Consider the following 23,082-nt stretch of genomic DNA (forward strand, 5'->3'; position numbering starts at 1 on the left):
TATGGATATATGTATTGATTTCGACGGAACATGCGTTACGCATGAATTTCCACGCATAGGAGAAGATATTGGAGCTGTACCCGTTCTTAAAGAATTGGTTGCAGCCGGACATAAGCTTATTTTATTTACTATGCGCAGCGATCGTAAAACAAAAAAGAAGGTGGAAGGCGAGATTGTTGTGGTAGAAGAAAATTTTCTGACAGATGCAGTAAATTGGTTTGCCGAAAATGGAATCGCTTTATATGGTGTGCAGAAAAATCCTAAACAGCGTTTCTGGACGTCTTCTCCTAAAGCTTATGGGCATTTATATATCGATGATGCAAACTTAGGATGCCCCTTAATAGTTCCAGAGGAGGGCAGACCCTATGTAAATTGGGAAGAAATACGTAGTTTACTGGTGGAAAGGGCGATTTTGTAATGATTTATAGCTTAGGGTTCATTTTAAGCATAGATAATGTCTTTTTTGACAAAAGTGAATCACTGTTTATTGTTGAACAGTGATTTTTTATGATCCGTTTATTTACTCTTTTATTTAATTCCTGATGTAATTTTTCTCTGCTTTATATCTATTTAAATATTTAATTTTGTGAGTTTTTCTGTTTGTCATTTTACCTTATATTTCGGTATTTATGGGTAGTTTTTCTTCGTCGTATCTTATCTATATAAACTTAATATCTGTTTAATAGTATTGTTGTCTATTTTAGTATATTATATATAATTCTAATAATTAAATATATAGTTTAATTTTATATATGATTTAAAAGTTAATTTTTGTTGTTAATTATTCTGATATATAATAGTGTGGTATTTTTCATAGCTACTAGAATTACAATCTCACTTTGATTAGAGGAAAATTATTTTTAAATGATATTTTTGTGACTTTCCAGTTTGTTCCCACTCCCGATTATTAACAATAAGCTCTGTTGCATTTTGTGTTTTTACTGTTAATCGAAACTTTTCAATTTTTGTTCTATATAAATAATCTTGAGTTGTATGATTAATATATAAGAGGATACGAAAGTATTTATTATTTTTGTGTATAATATTAATTGTCTAATATAATTATGGCTCTCAAACAACAGCTGCAACAAAAGCAACAACAGCGTTTATCACCCCTACAAATGCAGGTGATAAAGTTGACTGAATTGCCCAATGTGGAATTGGAGGAGAGGATCAAACAAGAACTGGTCGATAATCCTGCTTTGGATGAAGGACGTGAAGAGTCTGATGACCCACAGGATATTATTGATGACGTCAATTACGAAGATTCGGATAATATAACACAAGAAGATATTGCTCTGGGAGATTACCTTACAGAGGATGATATACCTGATTATCGTTTAAATAATTACAGTTCGTCGGATGCAATAGCAAAAGAAGATATACCCTTTTCATCAGCAGAATCTTTACATGAATCGCTGATCGAACAATTAAGGCTTACCGAGCTGGATGAAGAATCTACAAAGGTTGCCGAATATATAATCGGTAATATCGATGAAAATGGCTATCTTGACAGACCTTTGAGTGCAATCTCTGATGATTTACTCTTTCAGCAAAATTTGGATATACCATCTGACCGAATTAAGAAAATTTTGCATGTAATCCAGAATTTTGAACCGGCAGGTATAGGTGCTTGTGATTTACAGGAATGTCTTTTGCTGCAGTTAAAACGGATGAATGAATCGGATGTTGTTAAGCAAGCAATTACTGTAATTGGAAAATATTTTGATGACTTCTCCAAAAGGCATTTCGATAAAATAGAAAAGGGTCTCAATATAGATGAGGATGAATTAAAGCAGATTATTCATCTGATAGTAACTCTGAACCCTAAGCCGGGAAATAATTGGGGTGATGCACTCTCGCTAACGATGAATACGATTATACCCGATTTTATCGTTGAAACCTATAATGGAGAATTATTTCTTAGCCTCAATAATCGCAATATCCCCGAATTGAAGGTCAATAAAGATTATTCGGAAATGCTGAGAGGATATTCCGAAAATAAAAAGAGCATGACATCCGAAGCTAAAAATGCAGCTTTGTTTGTGAAACAGAAGCTCGATTCGGCTCGTTGGTTTATCGATGCTATTAAGCAAAGGCAAGAAACTCTTCAACGTACAATGCAGGCTATTGTAGATCTTCAATATGATTTTTTTCTTACCGGAGATGAATCGAGTTTAAGACCTATGATACTGAAAGATGTGGCAGAATTGGCAGGATATGATATTTCTACCATATCGAGAGTGAGTAACAGTAAATATGTACAAACTAACTTTGGAATTTATCCTTTGAAATATTTTTTCTCTGAATCGATGCAAAACGATGCCGGAGAAGAGATTTCATCGAGAGAAGTAAAAGCAATTCTCAGGGAATGTATCGAGAATGAAGATACAAAGAAGCCTTTGACTGATGATAAACTTACGGATATTCTGAAAGAAAAGGGATATGTAATAGCAAGAAGAACGGTAGCAAAGTATCGTGAACAAATGAATATTCCGGTGGCGCGATTGCGGAAAAATATATAAGGTTTCGGATCTTTCTATGAATGATACCGGTGCAATCGGTAATTATTATAGTATTGAGAAATGCAACATTACAGTTGAAATTACTTAAATTATGTGGAGAATAGGACAAAATATAGCAAAGTTATTTTCAGCGGTTTTTCAACCGCTACTGATGCCGTTTTATAGCTTGGCACTACTGGCTGTGTATACTAACTTTTATCAATTATATGCAGGACAGATTCTGAGGTTTTTGATACCTACTTTGCTTTTTACCCTGTTAGTGCCTGCTCTGTTTATTTTTGTTTTAAGAAAAATGAGATATATAAGGGATTATAATTTAGAATATGGTCCTGACCGAACATTACCTTATATGATATTTGTTATATCGAATATAGGTTTGACGTTGTTTTTCTATAATTCAAATGTATTTTACTGGACACTGGGCTTAATTGCTGCTCCTGTTTTTATAGCATTTGTAGGAATGATTATCAATTTTTTCTGGAAAATAAGTGCCCATATGTTGGGTATAGGCGGATTGGTAGGGGGAGTGTTATCGGTTTGCTTTAATGTCAAAGGATCTAACCCGATGCTGCTTTTTGCTATCTTATTTGTTTTAGCAGGTCTTTTGGGTGTTTGCCGACTATATCTCAGGGCTAATACTGCAGCTCAGGTTTATGTGGGCTTTATAATTGGATTTGTTTTGGCATATGCATCTGTTTTTGGAGGATTGTTGTTGATGCTTTCTTATTTGAAGTAAGGTCACGCCCTTTTTCAATTAGAAATATAGCAATATCAATACGGATTACTTGATTTAGAATGAAGTTCATTTAGTTTAAATAAATATATAATATAGCTTAGTATATGAAACCACTTGTTGCAATTATCATGGGAAGTACTTCAGATCTTCCGGTAATGGAAAAAGCTGCAAAATTTTTCGATGAAATGGAGATTCCATTTGAGATAAATGCTTTATCGGCTCACCGTACACCTCAGGAAGTCGAAGTATTTGCGAAAAACGCAAGAGAAAATGGTATTAAAGTAATTATTGCTGCTGCTGGTATGGCTGCTCATTTACCGGGTGTAATAGCCTCTATGACTACACTACCTGTAATTGGAGTGCCTATTAATGCTTCATTGGACGGATTAGATGCCTTATTGGCAATCGTGCAAATGCCTCCCGGAATACCTGTGGCTACTGTTGGGATAAACGGATCGTTGAATGCTGCAATTTTGGCTTTACAAATTATATCAACGGATAATGCAGAGCTTCAACAAAAATTATCAGCTTACAAGGAAAACCTGAAAAGTAAAATAGTAGAAGCAAATCAAGAATTGTCTGCAATTAAATACAAATTTAAAACAAACTAGGTCTCAGGCCTAGTTGTTTCTTTTAGATTGTAACTATATGATTAGTTATACCTAAAGGAATGAATCGGATATTCACGACTTTAATAATATGTCAAGGAAGTACACAGCGAAAATATGAGTATAGATGATGTAAAAGCGATCTTAAAAAAAGAAGCTGATGCGATTTTAAATATTCCGGTAACTGATGCCTATAATAAGGCAAGTGATTTGATAGTAGACCATGTTCACCGGAAAAAAGGTAAATTAGTGACCAGTGGTATGGGTAAAGCAGGGCAAATAGCTCAAAATATTGCCACTACTTTCTGTTCTACCGGAACACCGGCTATTTTTTTACATCCAAGTGAGGCACAGCATGGAGATTTGGGAGTTCTTCAAGAAGATGATATCATCCTTATGATCTCAAATTCAGGAAAAACTCGCGAAATCATCGAACTTATAGGCTTGGCAAGACATTTAAATCCAACCATTCAGTTTATTGTTATAACAAGTGATCCGGAGAGTGTGTTGGCGCAAGAAGCTGATGTATGTCTTTTGACGGGTAATCCGGCTGAGGTGTGTAAACTTGGACTTACCCCAACTACTTCAACCACGATGATGACCGTGATAGGTGATATCTTGGTTGTTGATACTATGGATAAAATCGGATTTAATGCTGCCGATTATGCAAAACGCCATCACGGCGGATATCTTGGCGATAAATCACGAAGCCTTAGTAAATAGGTCACAGACCTTTTTTAGACTAAATAAGTAAAGACGCTATAGTAAGTTTTAAGTATAAAGAGATGAAAGTATCTGTTTTAATTCCGATGTATAATGCTGAGAAATATATTTCGGCAACTATCGAGAATGTACTGAAACAGACTTGGGCTGATTTGGAAGTAATTATTGTAGATGACGGTTCCACCGATAATAGTTATGATTTAGCGAAGCAATATGAGTCACCTAATGTTCATATTTATAAACAAGAAAATAAAGGAGCAAGTGCTGCCCGAAATCTTGCCTTTGAAAAATCGACCGGAGAACTGATCCAATATCTTGATGCCGATGATTTTTTGTCTTACAATAAAATCGAAGCACAAGTAAAGCTTTATAGCAAAATAAACGATAGAAATGCGATTATTGCATCAGGTATTCTTTTGTTTGATGGTGATTTGATGGATACCATTTGTATTCCCCATCGACAAATGTCTACTAACTCTTATAATAAGCCGGTTGATTTATTGATTGACATTTGTCGTGAAAAATATATTGTACAATCTAGTATTTGGTTGGTGCATCGAGATTTGTTAACCAGGGTGGGAGCCTGGAACGAGAAGCTTACTTTAAATGATGATGGCGAATATTTCTTTCGGGTTGTTGCGCAATCTTCGGGTGTTTACTTCTGTTCTCAAGGAGCAGTTTTTTATAGAAATACGCCGCAAAGTTTAAGTAAACAAGTTTCTCAAAAAGCTATAGAATCTCAGCTATTAGCAACTCAGGTTATGACACAGGTTATAACAGGGCTTGAAAACAGCAAACGAGCCAGAGGTGCTTGTGTGAATTTCTATATGCAATATATTACACGTTTTCATAGTAATTTTTATAACGAGCAGGCGGCAGTAGAAATAAAGAAGCTTGGCTTTAATATTAATACGTTCAAAAAAAGTACTTTGTATAAGATCGCATATGCGATTCTGGGTCAAAAGTTAATTAAGAAATTATCAAAAATCTATTATAAAGAATAATTGCGAATATTTCGCTGTTTTCTATTAATTGATTAAAATGTAAGTGTTTAGTGAGATCGTCAGTTTGTGTTGACTATCTTTTCTATACTTATTCAAGCGACAAATAGGTCTAATACTCGAAAAGTGTAATGACCAATTAAATTTATTTTCGATATGAAGAAACACTATTTTATGACCCTTGTTATAGGGGCCCTTGGGTGTGCATCTGCTATTTTCGCCCAATCGTCCGCGTTTAAGGGGTTAGAGCATCTTTTTACAATGCCCAAAAATTACGTTGCCGGATACACGGCTACACCTCCTGTTATTGATGGTAATATCAATGATCGCGTCTGGCAAAATGCTCAATGGAGCGAATCTTTTGAGGATATTGAAGGAGATCTTAAACCAAAACCTTATTACGATACGAAAGTGAAAATGCTTTGGGATAGTACCTATTTATATATAGCTGCAAATCTGGATGATGAAAATGTATGGGCATACCTTACTGAAAGAGATCAGGTAGTCTTTTTCGATAATGATTTTGAGGTTTTTATTAATCCCGTGAATACTTCACATCAGTACTTCGAATACGAGATTAATGCGTTGAATACGATGTTTGATCTGTTTTTACCGAAGCCATATCGTAGTGGGTCGGGGGCTCTTATCTCGTGGGATAGCAATCGACTGAAACATGGGGTTCATATATATGGTTCATTGAATGATCCCGGTGATAAGGATAAAGGCTGGACCGTAGAGTTAGCTATTCCTTTCAGTGATATTACAGTTGCCAATATACCTAATATTCCGAAGAATGGTGATATTTGGCGGATAAACTTCTCACGTGTTCAGTGGGAAACTGAAGTTTCAGGTGATAAATACGTTAAAAAGTGTGACAGTAATAATAGAGTCTTGCCCGAAAACAATTGGGTGTGGTCTCCACAAGGAATTATTGACATGCATGCTCCTGAAAGATGGGGTTATCTTCAGTTTTCAACTAATGAACCAGGAACTAAACTTCCCGAATTTGTTTTGCCATATTCCGAATTGCAAAGGCAGTATTTGTGGCTTGTTTATTACAAACAACGTCAGTATAGAGGTGTAAATGGTAAGTTTGCTAAAAACTTGAAGGAATTGGGTATCTCCGAGAATATTTCGATTGAAGGGAAACAGAATAAACTAACGATGGAATCGACCTCTTCTCAGTTTTCAGCTATTATATCAGCCGCTGATTCTAAAGAGATACGGATTAACGATGAAGGACTTATACGCTGACTGTATTTTCCAGATTATTTATTAAACCAACAAAAAGGTCTTGTATCTTAACTATTTAAAAATACCAATCATGAAGAACAGAGATTCTAAATTTTTTATAGTTTGCCTTATGGCATTACTATTTACTTTTCCGTCTCAGATATTTGGAAAAGACACTAAAAGTGAAAAATCCCAAACCGAAAAAACTCACAAGTTTTGGGTTTGGCTTAACCCAAACGATAAAGACACCGATGAAGATCTTGCTATCAGGTATAAAAAATACTACGATGCGGGTATAAAAGGTATCTTTTTTGAAGCGGATAACGAACGCCATTTTAGAATTGCAAAAGCGCAAGGTTTAGAAACCCACCGATGGATGTGGATTATGAACCGAGGTGAGCAATATGTAAAAGAGAATCATCCTGATTGGTATGCGATTAACAGAAAAGGCGAATCTTGTTTCGATCAACCGCCTTATGTAGATTATTACAGATGGCTTTGTCCCTCTCGCCCCGAAGTAGTTGACTATTTAAAAAAGGACGTTGAACAGGCACTTTCTAAAGATTATGTGGATGGAATTCATTTGGATTATATCCGTTACAGTGATGTTATATTAGCCGTAAATTTGTGGCAGGTATATGGAATCGTACAGACACAGGAACTTCCTCAATACGATTATTGCTATTGTGATGTTTGTAAGAAAAAATTTCAGGCTGAATATGGTGAAAATATCGATTCTATCGAATATCCTTCTGAAAGCCTGTCGTGGAAAAAATTTAGATACGATGCTGTTACAAATGTAGTGAATGAACTGACTAAAGTGGCGAAAAGTCATGATAAGGCCATTACAGCAGCGGTATTCCCGACTCCTGATGTGGCAAAAAGGTTGGTGAGACAAGACTGGACTAATTGGGATTTGACTGCTATTTATCCAATGATTTATCATGGATTTTATAAAGAGCAAACTCCTTGGATCGGGACTGCTGTAAAAGAAGGTTTGAAAGGTCTTAACGGACGTTTTCCTCTTTATGCCGGATTATATGTTCCCGATTTTAGAGATAAGAATGACTTGCGTGATGGAATCAGATATGCTTTAGATAGTGGAGCGGCAGGAGTTTCTATTTTCGGACAGGTTGATGATGAAATGCTGGCTCTTCTTAAAGAATTTAATTAAGAAATTAAATCTTTAATATAAAACGAAAAAAGAGTGTAATACAATCAGTATTACACTCTTTTTTCGTTTCCATCGTAGTTAATGGAGACTATATTTTCTTTTTTAGGAATATCAGAAGATTAAACGTTCTATAAAGAACTGATAGATTGTAAGAGGCAAATTTAGGCTTCCAGATTTGGTTATACTTCTTTTGAGAGATACAAAGTACAATCCATCTACTCCACAAAAATGCAATGAGAGACGCTTCGTTGTATTTCTGCTTGTTTTTGTTTGAATCTATTATTTTCCAGAACCAAGAATCTAATTGAGAGTAATCTTCAAATTTCTGTTTTACTACTTCTGTTTTTGAATCAAACTGCTGAAAAGTTATTTTGTGTAGGTATAATTCTTTTTCCGAAGGTTGAAGTCCTATATTCTGTAATTCCTTACAGATTATCTTGTTTTTGATATTTTCCTGTATTTGGGAATAGGTCACCGAAACATTGTTCGTATGCCAACGGTATCTCAGTAAATAATCAGGGATATTGGCTATTTTATAATTATTGGCAATTCTGCACCAAAGTTCATAATCTTCCGCATGCTTATATTGGGGATCGAAGTAATTATTTTTCAAAACCTCTCTCCGAAACATCATACTTGGGTGTATAAATGGAACCGAGAAAAGCAGATTTATCTGGAGAAAATCATTTGTTTGAAGGTTTAAAATCTTACCTGTTTCATTGTTATTCTCATCAATCACTTTTGCGTATGATCCGCACATCGCATACTCCTTATTTTCTGCGAGAAAAGCAAGCTGAATTTTAAACCGGTCTTTTTCAGAAATATCATCTGCATCCATACGGGCAATATAATCTCCTGTACAAATATCTATTCCTTTATTAAGAGTTGAGATTAACCCTATATTCTGGTCGTTTCTGTGATATTGAATCCGTTTATCAGTATATGATTGGATGATATTTTCGGAGGAGTCGGTCGACCCATCGTTAATGATAAGCAATTCCCAGTCAGTAAAACTTTGCTGAATAATACTATCAATGGCTTCACGCAGATATTTTTCTGTGTTGAATACGGGCATTATGATAGATAATTTGGGCATATATTGTTTTAAATAACTGTTTTATAAAGTGATCCATTCTTTAGGTAAAAAACCATCAGGATATATTCCAGTATCGCCTTTATACCATTTTTGAGGGGCTACTACCAATTTGCTCGGATTGTTGTTGAGCCATGCCGCCCACCAACTGAACGAGCTATTTGCAATAATGTTGTGTTTGCATAAACTCATAAGTTGCATGTCTCTGTAACTATCCTCATTCATGTTCCAATCAATGAACTCATGGTTGAACTTTGACAGATCCAGATTTGTCTTAACCCACTCAATTCCATCAGAAAAGATAAAGAAATAAGAGCTATCGATTTGAGATGTAATATATTCTATTGCCTTTTTATAATATGATAAATCTAAAACCGGCAAATTAGAGTTGTTATTTATATAGTCGCCTCTTCGTATATGGATAGATACCGAGGTCATTTGCTCTATCTTGTAGCGTATTTTATCGTTTTCTCCGCTTAGTGGTGATCTGAACGTAAAATCTACTTTTAATTGCTCTGAGATCCCTTTAAAATAGTTTTCATTTTGAAAATAGCCGAAAAGAGTCGTATTCTTCGATAGTAATTCAAATCTTTTATCGTAGTACTGTGCCTTTTCATCACGAAATATACCGAATTTATCAAGAAATGAATGCCCTATAGTCTTTGAACGGATAGCTCCGAATACTTTAATTGCTATTTTGTTCAGTATTGATTGGCTGATAGGAGCTTCAATGTTAAAAACAGAAAGTTCGTAACTTCTAATTGTTGCTTTTGTTTTTTTCTGAAGTAGGTATAAATCAACGAATAGGTCGGTGTCGTAACGCATGGATAAAGCTCGCCCGGCAGCATATTCAAACATTTGATTTCCTAATCCTCCCGAAAGAATGAGTTTTATCATCGAATAATTTTATTTCATTATTTAAAGTTTAAGACTTCCTATTCGTCTATTTGGAAGAATGTCTTAATGATTTGCAAATCAATACGCTTTGTTTAGACCTTTATATTTATTTGTTTTCAAAGATAAAAAGAAATTGGAATATAAGAATTGTAATTTTTGAGATATTTTTTCTTTTTCCTTTCCTGACTGTTCAGGTTATAAATTTATTATTTTCGTTTATATTTATCGTTGATTTTATTGGTTGTTTAATAGTTTTAATTTATTGATTATTTTTTGCTGTAAAGACTTATTTTTCGACTTATAATTATCTAAAATAATTATTCTATATTTCCTTATTTCATTTATAATTTCTAAAATTAGATTTTATTTAAGAATAATCATTGTTTATAATGCCTTTTTTATCTCAAATGAATTTTTAATATTTAAGTTAAATATATTATATAAGTATTCTTATATAGAATGTTATATTAGTTAGTATTTTATAAAAGAAATGTTTATGTTAAATATAGTATTTACTATAAAGTTAAATAAGGTATAATATTATAATAATATATAGTGCTATAAATATTTTTATTTTATTGAGGCAATCAATATTTTAAAATTTATTTTTTTATTAATTTTCTATTTAGAAAACTATCTATTAAATATGGATATATAAATATTCTACATTCTACTTTCAAAAAGCTCTTGTTTAACTTTAATTATTGAAGCTGTTTTTTATATTTTGATTCTTTTTATTAGAAATGATTCCTGCTAAAATTCTTCTGATTTTAAAAGAAAAGATTAATTACTCTTTGCGTTTGGGTTGTTTTTTTACCTTTGTTTTTTTAAACTATTTGATAGAACATCGCAATTATGGCTAAAACGTTAAAAGATCAGACGGTTTCAGCTCTTTTTTGGAACTTTATGGATAAGGGGGGACAACAGATTTTTCAATTTGTGTTCATTTTTGTGCTTGCAAGACTCCTTAGTCCCGATGAATTCGGTTTAATTGCTGTATTGACTATTTTTACTACTGTTGCTAATATATTGCAGGAGAGTGGCTTTTCATCTGCCCTTATTCGAAAGTCGGATGTTGATGAAACTGATTATGCATCTATCTTCTATTTTAATGTCTCCATAAGTGTAATTATATACATACTCTTTTTCCTATTTGCTCCTGTCATTGCTAATTTCTACCATAAGCCGGAGCTTCTAACATTATCTCGCTTTTTATTTCTAGCATTCTTTTTTAATGCTTTAGGTGTTGTTCAGAATGTGCATTTGATCCGAGAGATGAATTTTCGTGTTAATACGCAGGTTTCTCTTATTGCTGTTGTGGTATCGGGTGTTATTGCCATTGTGATGGCATATCGCGGATATGGAGTATGGAGTTTGGCTGTCCAACAGGTGATTCAAGCTTTTTTACGTTCGCTTCTGTTGTGGCTTTTTGTAAGATGGTATCCTAAAGCCCGATTTAGCTTTGTAAGAATCCGTTCTATGTTTTCATATAGTGGAAAGTTGCTTCTAAACTCTTTATTTAATCAAATTATTGCAAATATCTATCCATTGGTAATAGGTAAACGATTTTCGTTCTCAGATGCTGGTTTCTATTCGCAAGCTCGCAAGTTGAACGAGATACCTCAGTCAGTTATTGCTTCTACTTTACAAGGTGTCGCGTTTCCTCTGCTAAATAAATTTGATGATTTAAAACGGAAAAAGCGTATTTTCAGGAAAATTGTACGTGTAGTAAGCTTCGTGTGTTTTCCGATAGCTATATTTACTATTATTGCGGCGGAACCGATTGTTTTGATCGTTTTGCAGGAGAAATTTCGAGGTGTGATTCCTCTTCTTCGAATATTGGTCGTAGGAGGATCCGTTTTTCCACTACTTTATATATTATCCTCTTTATTGCAATCATTAGGAAAGTCGGGATTATTACTGACCATTGAGTTTATACGTAACGTCCTCTCGGTATTGGTAATACTTATAACGGTAAACTATGGTGTGAATGCTGTTGTTATGGGTGCGAGCTTTGTGCTTATTTTGTCTTTTGTCATTTGTTATTATATAACAGGAAAGTGTATAGATTATACTTTGACCGAGGTATTTAAAGATATTTATCCATATATAGTTATTGCCTTAATATCTTATGTGCCTGTTCATTTTTTGTCGTATATCATAAACAGTATGCTTCTTCTTGTCATTTTCCAATCATTAATAGGTACTGTTATATACTTGGCTCTTTTGAAAATGTTTGGTTCGAAGGTAATGGACGATTTTCTTCGGATAATCAGGCGTAAACCTTTCCATTGATTGATCGCTTCACTTTACTTCAGAAACTACGTCTCCATCGTAGAACCGGTTGGTAATTGTATCTCCCTCCTTCAGTTCTAGTGAGCTTTTTACAATTTTATTATTTCTTATAGTCAGTGTATATCCTTTTTTGAGGATGTTTTCGGGGGAAATAAGTTTTAGGAATTGTTCTTTGTTAGTTAATCTATGCTTTTCTTCCTGAATGACTCTTTTTGTGGCATTCTTCAACCTCTCTGTAAATGTGTTGATCTTGTTTAGTTGATCCTTTGTGTTATCCTTTATTATATAGGAAAAATGAGTGGCTAATGTATTTAGAAATACCGTTTCTTCCGTCAATTTCCGATTTGTGGATGTAATGATGGATTCTTGTAATTCATACATGACTATAGCTGCTGATTGTATCCTTTTTATCAGAAATTCGGCAACCGCTGTAGGTGTTTTTGCTCGTGTATGTGCTACAATATCCAAGACTGTATCATCTCGTTCATGACCTATTCCTGTAATGATGGGTAAAGGAAATTGGGCACAGTTGGCAGCCAGAAGATACGAATCGAAACTGCTAAGTTCCGAAGTTGCACCTCCTCCTCTTATTATAATTACAGCGTCAAACTTATCAACATGTTCGTAGATTCGGTCAAGTGCCGATATAATTGATTCTTCGGTTCTTTCGCCTTGCATGATTGCCGGAAATAAATGCGCATAAAATACGAATCCATCGGTGTTATTTTCCAATTGATTACAGAAGTCCTCATATCCTGCAGCCGTAGGTGATGATATTACAGCTATGCGATTGGTGACGGTTGGTAACTCTAATTCTTTATTAAGAGTAAGTACGCCTTCTTCTTCGAGTTGTTTTAAAATTAAGGCTCTGTTACGAGCCTGATCACCTAGCGTATATGTCGGATCAATATTATGCACATTGAGGCTATATCCATACAATTCGTGAAATTCAACACTTACTTGTACCAGAACTTTTAGTCCGGAGCTAAAAGCCTGCCCTGTTTCCGATTCGAAATATGCTTTCAGTAATCTGAAAACATTGGCCCAAATGCTTCCTCGTGCCTTTGCTATGATATTGCGATTTTTGCTGTCTTTCTCGATGAATTCGAGATAACAGTGACCATTTTGTGCGACTCTGACATCACTCATCTCGGCACGAATCCAGAATGATTGAGTGAACGTATTGGCTATAACGCCTCTGACCAGATTGTTTAGCTCGTATAAAGAAATTACAGCTTGTTCCATTGGAATGTGATCTTTAAGTAACGGTAAGTGTATAAAGTAACCTATTTAATGATAACATTATACTGTCCAAAGTAATAAAAAAGGATTGAAACCTTAGAATATAATTTTATACGACTCTTTTACTCCTATTCCTGAGATGGCTATGATTTTTACGTGTTTGGGATAATCCGGCAAGTAAAAGCTTTGTTCTTGTTCACGAAGCGTGTCTGTCATTATTACTTTCCCATCGAGAGTAAGTACTCTGATTGTGTATGTGCTATTGATAGTTTCTCTGTTTTTCAAGACACTAAAATGACCGATGCTATCGGACTTTATCTGAAATAAAGGTTCTTTATTTAGAACTTCATCTTCTATTCCACTTGGAGTATTTCCTGCCAGTAAAAAAGCAGTCTTCATATTTGGGATACCATACCCGTATACCCCGTCAGGGGTTGCATATCTATCGGAAGATTTTCTAATAATATCGAGCAATTCAAGGTTGGTTAGATTCGGAGCTGATTGCCATAAACAGGCAGCAAGCCCCGACATAATAGGGCCTGAAAATGATGTGCCGTTTGCGAGATCTACTTCTCCTGTACTTGCTATTACTGCTGTTGAGAACCCTACGGCTACAACATCCGGCTTTATTCTGCCGTCTGCCGTTAGTCCTCTCGAGCTGAAATAAGCTATAGTAGAGTCTCTGGCTATTGCTCCTACAGTGAGCACATTTGCAGCATCGGACGGAAATGCAATTTTTCCCCAAATATTTGCACCATCATTGCCGGCGCTTACTTCTACGAATATTCCCTTGGATGCGGCCATATTGGCTGCTCTTGTTATATACGCGGTCTTTCCGTCAAGTTGTTCATGCGTATAGCTTTTTGCCGGAGCATTAAATGTATGATAGCCGAGTGACGCATTTATAATATCGACTCCTATACTGTCGGCATATTCGGCGGCGGCAGCCCAGTAATCTTCTTCAATCGGGAATTCTGACCGGCTGTCTTCTGAGCGTAATAGCCAGTATTTAGCTTCCGGAGCCGTTCCTACGAAAATATTAGGGCGATTCGAAGCCAATACAGATAATACCTTTAAACCATGATCGCTGCTTTCAAAGATATTATTCCCATTAAAGACAAAGTCTTTAACCCCTTTTATGGAAACATTGTCAAGAAGTAAAATCTCCTTTAGGTTTGTAAACCCGGCATCGATAACAGCTATTTCCATTCCTTTACCTTTGTAGCCTTCTTTATGGAGAAAGTCCCCATTCACCGTTTTTATTTGAACATCTCCGTATCCATATTCGTCTTTCGGTTTTTCTACAAGTCGTTTGCTTCTGGGTAATTCTTTTACAGTTGTCCGCGCGGTGTCCCCTTTCCAAACAAAGGTGGTGCTGTCAACGAAATCGAGGTTGTTTATCTTATCAACAAATAGGCTGTCGGCACAATAGATACTGACAGTTTTAAGCCACTTACTTTTAGCCACTACAGTGCATCCCAGCTTTTCTATTGCGTTGATATATGTCGATGAAATCGGCAAATCGGAATTGTCGATACTTATGTTTTGTCTTTTTCGGCGTTCAATAGCTCGTTTCGAAAGGAACTTTTCAGGCTTGTCTATTGTATAGTTGGTTTGTCCTTTGTCCTTAAGATGTATTCTGAACATATAGCCTTCTGAGGCAAATGTATTTAAGTTACATAGTGTAAATATGATTAGAAATATATATTTAGCCATACGTAGTGGAGATATTTGATCTTGTATTAATTATTTACCAAGTGTATTTATATCAAGATTCTTAATTTATATTATAATTAGAACAAATATATGGATGATTCGTAAGATCGCCAAACTTTGAGTTTTAGATGAGAATAATTATGATTATCTTGCGGGCTTGTTTTAAGGTCACAGAACTGATTCAGATTCTATATGAAAGATTTTTTACGTATTCTTCGTCGATTTATTCCTCCTTACAAGAAAGAACTCATACTGAGTTTTATTTTTAATATTTTGTCGGCATTAATGAATGTGCTATCATTTGCCTTGATAGTGCCTATTCTTAATATTCTTTTTAAAATTAATGAGGATAAATATGAGTTTATGCCTTGGATTAAAGCTGATGCAACAACCTTGATGCAAAAGATCGAATCTATCGTAGATGTTGCCCAAAATAACTTTTATTATTTAAGTACGACTTATATTGAACAATACGGTGCGTCTAACACCTTACTGATACTGGCTTTGTCATTGGTTGTGATGACTCTTGTTAAGACAGGTGTTACTTATTTGAGTTCTTTTTTCCTTATTCCTATACGAACGGGTGTGGTACGTGATATTCGAAATCAAATAAATGATAAGATATTGTCTCTACCCCTGTCTTTTTTCTCAGAAGAGAGAAAAGGGGATATAATCGGTCGTATGACCGGTGACGTTGGTGAAGTGGAGAACTCCATTATGAGTTCTTTAGATATGCTTTTCAAAAACCCGATTCTGATTTTGGTATATTTTACCACGATGTTGGTTATTAGCTGGCAACTGACCATTTTTGTGTTGGTACTTCTCCCTGTATCCGGATTTATAATGGGTAGAGTAGGGAAGACTTTAAAACGTCAGTCTAAAGAGGCTCAGGAAAAATGGGGCGAATTAATGGCACAAATTGAAGAGACATTAGGTGGACTACGCATTATCAAAGCTTTTAATGCTGAAAGAAAAGTAGAAGACCGATTCCATAAAGAAGGAGACGAACTTCGCAGAATGTCAAACCGGATCAATCGTCGTCAGCAATTGGCACATCCTATGAGTGAATTTCTAGGTACGGCAACTATTGCAGTCGTTCTGTGGTATGGTGGCAATCTTATTTTAGGACATGATGCCTCTATTACAGCATCCAGTTTTATGTTTTATCTAGTTATGTTTTACAGTATCATAAATCCTGCTAAAGAGTTCTCCAAGTCAGCTTATGCCATACAGAAAGGATTGGCCTCTATGGAGCGAATAGATAAAATACTGGGAGCTAAAAGTAATATCGTTGATCCCGAAAACCCTGTACAACTTTCTTTTAATAAAGAAATTGAATATAGAAATATTTGGTTTAAATATCAGAATAACTGGGTATTGCAGGACATCAATCTGGTTATACCTAAAGGAAAAACAATTGCTCTTGTGGGACAGTCGGGATCAGGTAAATCTACTATGGTCGATCTGCTTCCACGCTTCTATGACGTTGATAAGGGTGAAATCTTAATTGATGGAGTTAACGTTAAGAATGCCAAAGTAGTAGACCTGCGTTCATTGATGGGAAATGTAAATCAAGAAGCAATCTTATTTAATGATACATTCTTCAATAATATTTCTTTTGGTGTAGAAAATGCTACGCTGGATCAGGTAATAGAAGCTGCCAAGATTGCTAATGCACATGATTTTATCAGTGCTACGGAAAATGGTTATGAAACCAATATCGGAGATCGTGGAGGAAAGCTTTCGGGAGGACAACGTCAACGTGTGAGCATTGCCCGTGCTATCTTAAAGAACCCACAGATACTTATTTTGGATGAGGCAACTTCGGCACTGGATACCGAATCGGAAAGACTGGTACAGGAAGCTCTCGAAAACCTCATGCGTAACCGTACTACCATTGTCATTGCCCACCGCTTATCTACCATAAAAACCGCCGATGAAATCTGTGTAATGCACGAAGGGCGAATTGTAGAAAGAGGTCATCACGATGAATTGTATAACCTGAGTGGTTATTATCGAAAACTATGCGATATGCAGCAGTTCTAAAAAAATAGTACAGCTATAATATATAGATACAATCAATAATTGATAGGCAAAGGAATCCGTTCTTTTGCCTTTTCTTTGCACCCATTCTGAATATTATTTAGAATCATTCTATTTGTAAATATAACTTAAACTATTGTATAATATGCAACTGTACAATTTGATGAGTGCTGACGAAAGAGCTAAATTGATAGATGAAGCCGGAGTTCAGCGTCTTACCCTTTCCTTTTATGCCTATGCGCATATAGCCGATCCGCAAGCTTTTAGAGATGACTTGTTTCTTGAGTGGTCAAAACTGGATGTCCTCGGACGTATCTATGTAGCCGAAGAAGGCATCAATGCCCAACTATCTTTACCTGCGGCAAATATGGCGGCTTTCAAGAGCTATCTGGATACTTATCCTTTTATGAAAGATATTCGCTTGAATGTGGCTGTTGAACATGATAATAAATCATTCTTGAAACTGACTATCAAAGTTCGTGAGAAGATAGTAGCCGATGGGCTTAACGACGATACATTTGATGTTACCGACATAGGTGTGCATCTTAAAGCCAAAGAATTTCATGAAATGATGGCCGATCCCAATACCGTGGTGCTGGATATGCGTAATCATTACGAAAGCGAAGTCGGTCATTTCGAAGGAGCGGTAACGCCTGACGTAACTACTTTCAGAGAATCCCTGCCTATTATCGACAAGATGCTCGAAGAGCATAAAGAAGACAAAAACCTCTTGATGTATTGTACAGGCGGTATTCGCTGCGAAAAAGCAAGTGCCTACTTTAAACACAAGGGCTTTAAAAATGTCTATCAACTCGAAGGTGGAATAATTGAGTACACAAGACAAGTAAAAGCCGAAGGCTTGGAAAGTAAATTCATCGGTAAAAACTTTGTGTTCGACAATCGCTTAGGCGAACGTATCACCGAAGATATCATTGCCCATTGCCATCAATGCGGTAAACCCTGCGATACCCATACCAATTGTGCTAACGAAGGTTGTCACCTTTTGTTTATACAATGTCCCGAATGTGCCGAGTCGATGAAAGGATGTTGTTGCAACGATTGCAAAGACATAGTTATGTTGCCCGAAGAACAACAAAAAGCACTTCGCAAAGGCAGGCGTAACGATGCCATGATTTTTAGAAAAGGAAAATCCCAAAGCTTATTTATATCTAAATAACAAGCCAAAGATAATAATTGCATAAGATAACAAAGGTGACAAGCGTAACGCTCGATTGTCACTTTTGTTGTTTTGTTAAGTTGTTGTTTGACAGTGTTTAAATGCCTAAAACATTACAAAAATGACAAATATTACATTCGTAATCCGTTTTGTTTGTTGGTTTATTGTAAGTTGTTTGTTGTTAATGTTTTAATCTGTTTTTTTTGACTAAAACATGACACTTGGTGTCACCTTTGTTATCTTCTTGTTCCTGTTTTGTAACTTTATTTCAACTTGCTTCAAAGATCGCTTCATGATATAGATAAACTGTATTTTCCTATTTGAATATGTCTTTGAGCCGACTCCAAAAACTCTTTTTTGTATGTGGGTTTGCCAAGTTATGATTATCAATTTCTTGATCTATTGTATTTTTGTTCTCTTGTCTCTTTAACTCTTCAAGAAATTGGGAGGCGTCTTCAATCAGCATCTCTCTTGTATATTTCATTTGGTCGTCCATATAATAAATCAATGCTCTGCTTTGATCTATTAGTGCAATAGATATGAGTCCAATACAAAGTCCTGCCGCAAAATCTGATCCCCAAATAAATGAAATTGCGGAATCTTCATTTGTCAAGTCTTTTTGAATCCAATTTTCATCAATTTCATCTACATTGGCAAGATAAGTTTCAAAATAGGTCTGGTGTCCATTAATGCTACAACTGAGTCCCTCTTCATCGATTTTTTTATCAAGATTTTCACCTATTTTGAAGTCGTAACCCATATTTTGGATAGTTTCCTGAAGTTGTCTGTTCGTTGGTATTTCTGCTTTTCTTAAAAAAGCCATTTGAGTCATTGACATAATAATAGTTTATTTAAATAATTAGGATAGGTGTTATGCTTTTATTGTAAAGGTAAATAATATTTTCTTCGATTACTTAAACTTGAAATTATGGTCTAAAAAATAGTATATTTGCCCCTAAAATATACACTATAAGCTAGATATAATGTCGAGGATTAGCTGTTTTGTTATCTTGATTGGTATTATTGCAATGTTTGGCAGCTGTGCCGAAAAGAAACTGCAAACCCGTGATTTTGAAGAAATAAAACAATCGGGCGAATTAACCATTATTACCTTAAGTAGTTCTACGTCCTATTTTATCTACAAAGATGAGCCGATGGGTTATGACTATGATCTGGCAAAAGATTTTTGCGATCATTACGGTCTGAAATTAAATGTAAAAGTAGCGGAGAATTCTACCCGCCTACTTGAAATGCTCGAAAATGGAGAAGGAGACCTCATAACCAGCCCTATCTCTGTTCAGAATGAGCTGAAAGATTCTATTTTATATTGCGGATTAGAGCAAGTATCTCATCAGGTATTAGTCCAAAGAACCAATAAAAAAGACTCGATGGTTACCGATGTTACTCAACTGATCGGAAAAGAAGTTTATATTAAACACAATACAAAATACCACAAGCGTCTACTCAATTTAGATGCCGAACTCGGAAATGGTATCATCATCAAAGATGTAGAGAAGGATACGGTTACAGTAGAAGACCTTATCGAAATGGTCGCTCAAAAAAGAATCGATTATACTGTGGCAGATGAATACATTGCAAAACTCAACAAAACCTATTATCGCAATATTGATGTGTCTATGGCTCTTAGCTTCGAGCAGCGTTCTTCGTGGGCGGTTCGTAAAGACACACCCGAATTGGCAAAAGCATTAGATGAATGGTTTGCTGATAATAGTAAAACCCGTGAATATAAATCGATCTTGAAAAAATACTTTGAGTTAAGTAAACAACCCGATTTTGACGCCAATGTTTTAGTAAACTTACCGAAAGGAAGTGTTTCTCTTTATGATGCCCTTTTCAAAAAATATGCCGCTGTTTCGGGCTATGACTGGCATCTATTAGCATCGGTTGCTTATCAGGAATCACGTTTCAAACCCGAAGTTGCTTCGTGGGCGGGTGCAGTAGGATTAATGGGGTTAATGCCCCGTACTGCCCAAGTCTTCGGTGTGTCGGGTGATGAACTTAAAAATCCCGAACTCAGTATAAAGGTAGGAGCCGAATTAATAAGTAAACTGGATGATATGTTTGCAAAAGTTCCCGACTCCGAACAACGCCTTAAGTTTATATTGGCAGCTTATAATGGAGGAAATGGACATGTTACCGATGCTCAGGCGTTGGCTCGAAAATACAAGGATAACCCGTATGTATGGGATGGGCATGTCGAAAAATACATTGAATTGAAAAGTAAACCCGAATATTATAATGATTCTGTCTGCAAAAACGGTTACCTTAGAGGGTCGGAAGTGGTAAAGTATGTAAAACAAGTTACCGCTAATCGCGAGAGATTTAAATCTATTGAAACTAAGTAAGGTCATGCAGACCTGTTTTTGTTGTATTTAGGGATGAAATTTATTTGTCCCGATAATTTGTGTATCATGAAAATTTATTTGTCGATCTTTTTATTAAGTATTTCATTAGGGTCTATTTTTGCTCAAAAACCCGTTGAGAAAGGTCTGAACTCAATCACCGAAAGAGATGCGAAAGCCTCTGTCGGCTTTTTGGCAAGCGATGCCCTTCAAGGGCGTGGAGCAGGAGCTTTAGGAGGAGAAATAGCATCCGAATATCTGGCTTCATACCTAACCTCTTTAGGGATTCAACCTTTAGGCGATACTTATTTTCAGCCTTTTGAAGCATATAGCGAAGACTTTAAACAAAAGAAAAGATATCAGGTAAATCCCGATTCGATAGCTAAATATAAACAGGGTGTACACAGGGTACTGAATCTTAGAAATGTGCTGGGAATGATTCCCGGTGTCAATACAAATGAATATGTAATAGTGGGTGCCCACTTCGATCATTTAGGGATGGATCCTAATTTAGTGGGCGATCAGATATACAATGGTGCAGATGATAACGCTTCGGGAGTATCGGCAGTAATGCAGATAGCAAAAGCTTTTGTTGAAAGCGGTGTTCAGCCTCAACGAAATGTGATTTTTGCATTCTGGGATGGCGAAGAAGAAGGATTATTAGGCTCGCGATACTTTGTCCAGAACTGTTCCTTTATCAATCAGGTAAAAGGATATCTAAATTTCGACATGATAGGTCGTAATACAGACGAAACCAATCCCACTCATGTAGTTTATTTCTATACGGAAGCAAATCCCGCTTTCGGGCAATGGCTCAAAGATGACATTCAAAAATACAATCTGCAATTGAATCCCAAGTATCATCCGTGGGATAATCCGGTTGGAGGAAGCGATAACGGTTCGTTTGCTAAAGCCGGCGTTCCTATTATCTGGTATCATACCGATGGGCATCCCGATTATCACAAACCCAGTGATGAGGCTTCGAAAATAAACTGGAAAAAGTTAGTTGAGATAACCAAAGCTTCTTATTTGAACTCGTGGAATCTCGCAAACGAAAAAACATATTAAAGCCACAAGGTAAGTTCGCAGAACTATTTATTGCTTTGGCAAGTTAAAAGTAATAGGTAGTTATGATTTTAAAATGTGTTATTAAATAGTTGCTTTCACTTAGTAGTACAATGGAATTCAGAAAAAAGGTAGAAGTGCCGAAATCGGAATTAAGAATTACCCATCAAACCAAGATGGTTTTGTTCGGGTCTTGTTTTGCCGAAAATATAGGTAAACAGCTTCTCGAAAATAAATTTCCCGTCAATGTAAACCCCTTTGGAGTTCTTTACAATCCGGCTTCTATATCTCAGGCAATAAAATTGTTACAGGAAAATAAGGTTTTTACAGAGGAAGATATCTTCCTCAATCAAGGAGTTTTCCGTACCTATTTTCATCATAGCCAGTTTTCGAGTGCCGATAAAGATAAATTCCTGCAAACGATAAATGAAAAAAGAGACAAAGCATCTGCCGATTTAAGAGAAGCCGAAGTACTTCTTATCACTTTCGGGACAGCGTATGTGTTTAACCTCAAAGAAACTGCTCAGGTTGTTGCCAATTGTCATAAACAGCCCTCTCATATTTTTAATCGAAATAAACTTTCTGTATCGGAAATTGTTTCTTCTTGGACTGAACTTATAGAAGAGTCTATAAGGATTAATCCCGATCTGAAAATCGTATTCACAGTAAGTCCTATACGCCATTGGAAAGACGGAGCTCACAACAATCAATTGAGTAAAGCTACATTGCTTTTAGCAATGGATGAGCTGGTAAATAAATTCCCGAATTTGTACTACTTTCCCTCCTACGAAATAGTGTTGGACGAATTGAGGGATTATAGGTTTTACAGCGAAGATATGATTCATCCCAATGATATAGCTATACGATATATTTGGGAAATTTTCAGTGATACATATTTCGAGGAAGAAACTAAAAAACTATGTGGTCAATGGCAGAATATAGCTCGGGCAATTGCCCATCGTCCTTTTAATGAGGATACTGAGGAGCATAAACAATTTTTAAAACAAACTTTGTTAAAGCTCCAATCTATCCGAAATAATTATCCTTACTTTGATTGCGAAAACGAACTTCTACTGCTGGAGAGTAAGCTTTCTTGAAGGAGCAATAGCAACTAAAAGAGTGTTGATTATAGATCAATTGATTACATGCTTTGGTTAAGCAGAATTAAAGAAATAAAAGGGTTTCGAACCC

General features: G+C 35.7%; 19 protein-coding genes. 14 read left to right on the forward strand and 5 right to left on the reverse strand.

Going from position 1 to position 23,082, the window contains the following annotated elements; genetic code table 11:
• The first annotated feature begins 1 nt into the window (after position 1).
• The 8 genes from G7050_RS07255 (at position 2) to G7050_RS07290 (ending at position 8,000) form a co-directional block, all read left to right on the forward strand.
• The gene (locus G7050_RS07255) at positions 2–418 is read left to right on the forward strand and encodes an HAD family hydrolase (protein ID WP_166113313.1); all 417 of its coding nucleotides are present in this window, start codon (positions 2–4) and stop codon (positions 416–418) included.
• Between the two features lie 646 nt (positions 419–1,064).
• The gene (gene rpoN, locus G7050_RS07260; RefSeq protein WP_166113316.1) at positions 1,065–2,525 is read left to right on the forward strand and encodes an RNA polymerase factor sigma-54; all 1,461 of its coding nucleotides are present in this window, start codon (positions 1,065–1,067) and stop codon (positions 2,523–2,525) included.
• 292 nt (positions 2,526–2,817) lie between these two features.
• Positions 2,818–3,261 carry a hypothetical protein gene (locus tag G7050_RS07265; protein WP_166113320.1) on the forward strand — a complete coding sequence of 148 codons (444 nt, stop codon included), beginning with the start codon at positions 2,818–2,820 and terminating at the stop codon, positions 3,259–3,261.
• A 104-nt stretch (positions 3,262–3,365) separates the two neighbouring features.
• Positions 3,366–3,872, forward strand: a complete 507-nt coding sequence (gene purE / locus G7050_RS07270; RefSeq protein ID WP_166113323.1) for a 5-(carboxyamino)imidazole ribonucleotide mutase — start codon at positions 3,366–3,368, stop codon at positions 3,870–3,872.
• A gap of 114 nt (positions 3,873–3,986) precedes the next feature.
• Positions 3,987–4,592 (forward strand): SIS domain-containing protein, encoded by a 606-nt coding sequence (locus tag G7050_RS07275; RefSeq protein WP_166113326.1) that lies wholly within the window; start codon positions 3,987–3,989, stop codon positions 4,590–4,592.
• 62 nt (positions 4,593–4,654) lie between these two features.
• Positions 4,655–5,596 (forward strand): glycosyltransferase family 2 protein, encoded by a 942-nt coding sequence (locus G7050_RS07280; protein ID WP_166113329.1) that lies wholly within the window; start codon positions 4,655–4,657, stop codon positions 5,594–5,596.
• A gap of 153 nt (positions 5,597–5,749) precedes the next feature.
• Complete coding sequence (locus tag G7050_RS07285; protein WP_255499274.1) at positions 5,750–6,847, forward strand: carbohydrate-binding family 9-like protein; 1,098 nt, start codon at positions 5,750–5,752, stop codon at positions 6,845–6,847.
• Positions 6,848–6,917: 70 nt separating this feature from the next.
• On the forward strand, positions 6,918–8,000 hold the full coding sequence (locus G7050_RS07290; RefSeq protein WP_255493345.1) for a family 10 glycosylhydrolase: 1,083 nt from the start codon (positions 6,918–6,920) through the stop codon (positions 7,998–8,000).
• Between the two features lie 88 nt (positions 8,001–8,088).
• Here G7050_RS07290 and G7050_RS07295 read toward each other — a convergent pair whose 3' ends face one another.
• Both G7050_RS07295 and G7050_RS07300 read right to left on the reverse strand, forming a co-directional pair.
• Positions 8,089–9,096 carry a glycosyltransferase gene (locus G7050_RS07295; protein WP_166113331.1) on the reverse strand — a complete coding sequence of 336 codons (1,008 nt, stop codon included), beginning with the start codon at positions 9,094–9,096 and terminating at the stop codon, positions 8,089–8,091.
• Between the two features lie 21 nt (positions 9,097–9,117).
• Positions 9,118–9,990, reverse strand: a complete 873-nt coding sequence (locus tag G7050_RS07300) for an alpha-1,2-fucosyltransferase (protein ID WP_166113334.1) — start codon at positions 9,988–9,990, stop codon at positions 9,118–9,120.
• 855 nt (positions 9,991–10,845) lie between these two features.
• Between G7050_RS07300 and G7050_RS07305 the strand changes: the two genes are divergently transcribed.
• Entirely contained in the window at positions 10,846–12,285 is a 1,440-nt protein-coding gene (locus G7050_RS07305; protein WP_166113337.1) for a lipopolysaccharide biosynthesis protein, read from the forward strand.
• Positions 12,286–12,294: 9 nt separating this feature from the next.
• On the opposite strand, the gene xseA is transcribed toward G7050_RS07305, so the two are convergent.
• Together xseA and G7050_RS07315 are read right to left on the reverse strand one after the other, a co-directional pair.
• Positions 12,295–13,530 (reverse strand): exodeoxyribonuclease VII large subunit, encoded by a 1,236-nt coding sequence (xseA, locus tag G7050_RS07310; protein WP_166113340.1) that lies wholly within the window; start codon positions 13,528–13,530, stop codon positions 12,295–12,297.
• Between the two features lie 93 nt (positions 13,531–13,623).
• Entirely contained in the window at positions 13,624–15,243 is a 1,620-nt protein-coding gene (locus tag G7050_RS07315; RefSeq protein ID WP_166113343.1) for a S8 family serine peptidase, read from the reverse strand.
• Between the two features lie 192 nt (positions 15,244–15,435).
• On the opposite strand from G7050_RS07315, the gene G7050_RS07320 reads away from it, so the two are divergent.
• On the forward strand, positions 15,436–17,289 hold the full coding sequence (locus G7050_RS07320) for an ABC transporter ATP-binding protein (protein WP_166113346.1): 1,854 nt from the start codon (positions 15,436–15,438) through the stop codon (positions 17,287–17,289).
• A gap of 142 nt (positions 17,290–17,431) precedes the next feature.
• A complete protein-coding gene (locus G7050_RS07325) occupies positions 17,432–18,463 on the forward strand; it encodes a rhodanese-related sulfurtransferase (protein ID WP_166113349.1) in 1,032 nt (343 codons plus the stop codon).
• A 316-nt stretch (positions 18,464–18,779) separates the two neighbouring features.
• On the opposite strand, the gene G7050_RS07330 is transcribed toward G7050_RS07325, so the two are convergent.
• Positions 18,780–19,301, reverse strand: coding sequence for a hypothetical protein (locus tag G7050_RS07330; RefSeq protein WP_166113352.1), 522 nt, complete (start codon positions 19,299–19,301; stop codon positions 18,780–18,782).
• Positions 19,302–19,446: 145 nt separating this feature from the next.
• Between G7050_RS07330 and G7050_RS07335 the strand changes: the two genes are divergently transcribed.
• From G7050_RS07335 to G7050_RS07345, 3 genes are all read left to right on the forward strand, one after another.
• Positions 19,447–20,829, forward strand: a complete 1,383-nt coding sequence (locus G7050_RS07335) for a transporter substrate-binding domain-containing protein (RefSeq protein ID WP_166113355.1) — start codon at positions 19,447–19,449, stop codon at positions 20,827–20,829.
• Between the two features lie 66 nt (positions 20,830–20,895).
• Entirely contained in the window at positions 20,896–21,894 is a 999-nt protein-coding gene (locus G7050_RS07340; RefSeq protein ID WP_166113358.1) for a M28 family metallopeptidase, read from the forward strand.
• A gap of 110 nt (positions 21,895–22,004) precedes the next feature.
• Positions 22,005–22,988 carry a GSCFA domain-containing protein gene (locus G7050_RS07345; RefSeq protein WP_166113360.1) on the forward strand — a complete coding sequence of 328 codons (984 nt, stop codon included), beginning with the start codon at positions 22,005–22,007 and terminating at the stop codon, positions 22,986–22,988.
• The last annotated feature ends 94 nt before the right edge of the window (positions 22,989–23,082 follow it).

It is taken from the genome of Dysgonomonas sp. HDW5A (assembly GCF_011299555.1).
Lineage (GTDB): Bacteria > Bacteroidota > Bacteroidia > Bacteroidales > Dysgonomonadaceae > Dysgonomonas_A.

What these genes read in the sequence shown, in the direction of transcription:
- G7050_RS07255 (WP_166113313.1), top strand. Translation starts at nt 2, where the DNA reads ATGGATATATGTATTGATTTCGACGGAACATGCGTTACGCATGAATTT.
- rpoN (WP_166113316.1), top strand. Translation starts at nt 1,065, where the DNA reads ATGGCTCTCAAACAACAGCTGCAACAAAAGCAACAACAGCGTTTATCA.
- G7050_RS07265 (WP_166113320.1), top strand. Translation starts at nt 2,818, where the DNA reads ATGAGATATATAAGGGATTATAATTTAGAATATGGTCCTGACCGAACA.
- purE (WP_166113323.1), top strand. Translation starts at nt 3,366, where the DNA reads ATGAAACCACTTGTTGCAATTATCATGGGAAGTACTTCAGATCTTCCG.
- G7050_RS07275 (WP_166113326.1), top strand. Translation starts at nt 3,987, where the DNA reads ATGAGTATAGATGATGTAAAAGCGATCTTAAAAAAAGAAGCTGATGCG.
- G7050_RS07280 (WP_166113329.1), top strand. Translation starts at nt 4,655, where the DNA reads ATGAAAGTATCTGTTTTAATTCCGATGTATAATGCTGAGAAATATATT.
- G7050_RS07285 (WP_255499274.1), top strand. Translation starts at nt 5,750, where the DNA reads ATGAAGAAACACTATTTTATGACCCTTGTTATAGGGGCCCTTGGGTGT.
- G7050_RS07290 (WP_255493345.1), top strand. Translation starts at nt 6,918, where the DNA reads ATGAAGAACAGAGATTCTAAATTTTTTATAGTTTGCCTTATGGCATTA.
- G7050_RS07295 (WP_166113331.1), bottom strand. Translation starts at nt 9,096, where the DNA reads ATGCCCAAATTATCTATCATAATGCCCGTATTCAACACAGAAAAATAT.
- G7050_RS07300 (WP_166113334.1), bottom strand. Translation starts at nt 9,990, where the DNA reads ATGATAAAACTCATTCTTTCGGGAGGATTAGGAAATCAAATGTTTGAA.
- G7050_RS07305 (WP_166113337.1), top strand. Translation starts at nt 10,846, where the DNA reads ATGGCTAAAACGTTAAAAGATCAGACGGTTTCAGCTCTTTTTTGGAAC.
- xseA (WP_166113340.1), bottom strand. Translation starts at nt 13,530, where the DNA reads ATGGAACAAGCTGTAATTTCTTTATACGAGCTAAACAATCTGGTCAGA.
- G7050_RS07315 (WP_166113343.1), bottom strand. Translation starts at nt 15,243, where the DNA reads ATGGCTAAATATATATTTCTAATCATATTTACACTATGTAACTTAAAT.
- G7050_RS07320 (WP_166113346.1), top strand. Translation starts at nt 15,436, where the DNA reads ATGAAAGATTTTTTACGTATTCTTCGTCGATTTATTCCTCCTTACAAG.
- G7050_RS07325 (WP_166113349.1), top strand. Translation starts at nt 17,432, where the DNA reads ATGCAACTGTACAATTTGATGAGTGCTGACGAAAGAGCTAAATTGATA.
- G7050_RS07330 (WP_166113352.1), bottom strand. Translation starts at nt 19,301, where the DNA reads ATGTCAATGACTCAAATGGCTTTTTTAAGAAAAGCAGAAATACCAACG.
- G7050_RS07335 (WP_166113355.1), top strand. Translation starts at nt 19,447, where the DNA reads ATGTCGAGGATTAGCTGTTTTGTTATCTTGATTGGTATTATTGCAATG.
- G7050_RS07340 (WP_166113358.1), top strand. Translation starts at nt 20,896, where the DNA reads ATGAAAATTTATTTGTCGATCTTTTTATTAAGTATTTCATTAGGGTCT.
- G7050_RS07345 (WP_166113360.1), top strand. Translation starts at nt 22,005, where the DNA reads ATGGAATTCAGAAAAAAGGTAGAAGTGCCGAAATCGGAATTAAGAATT.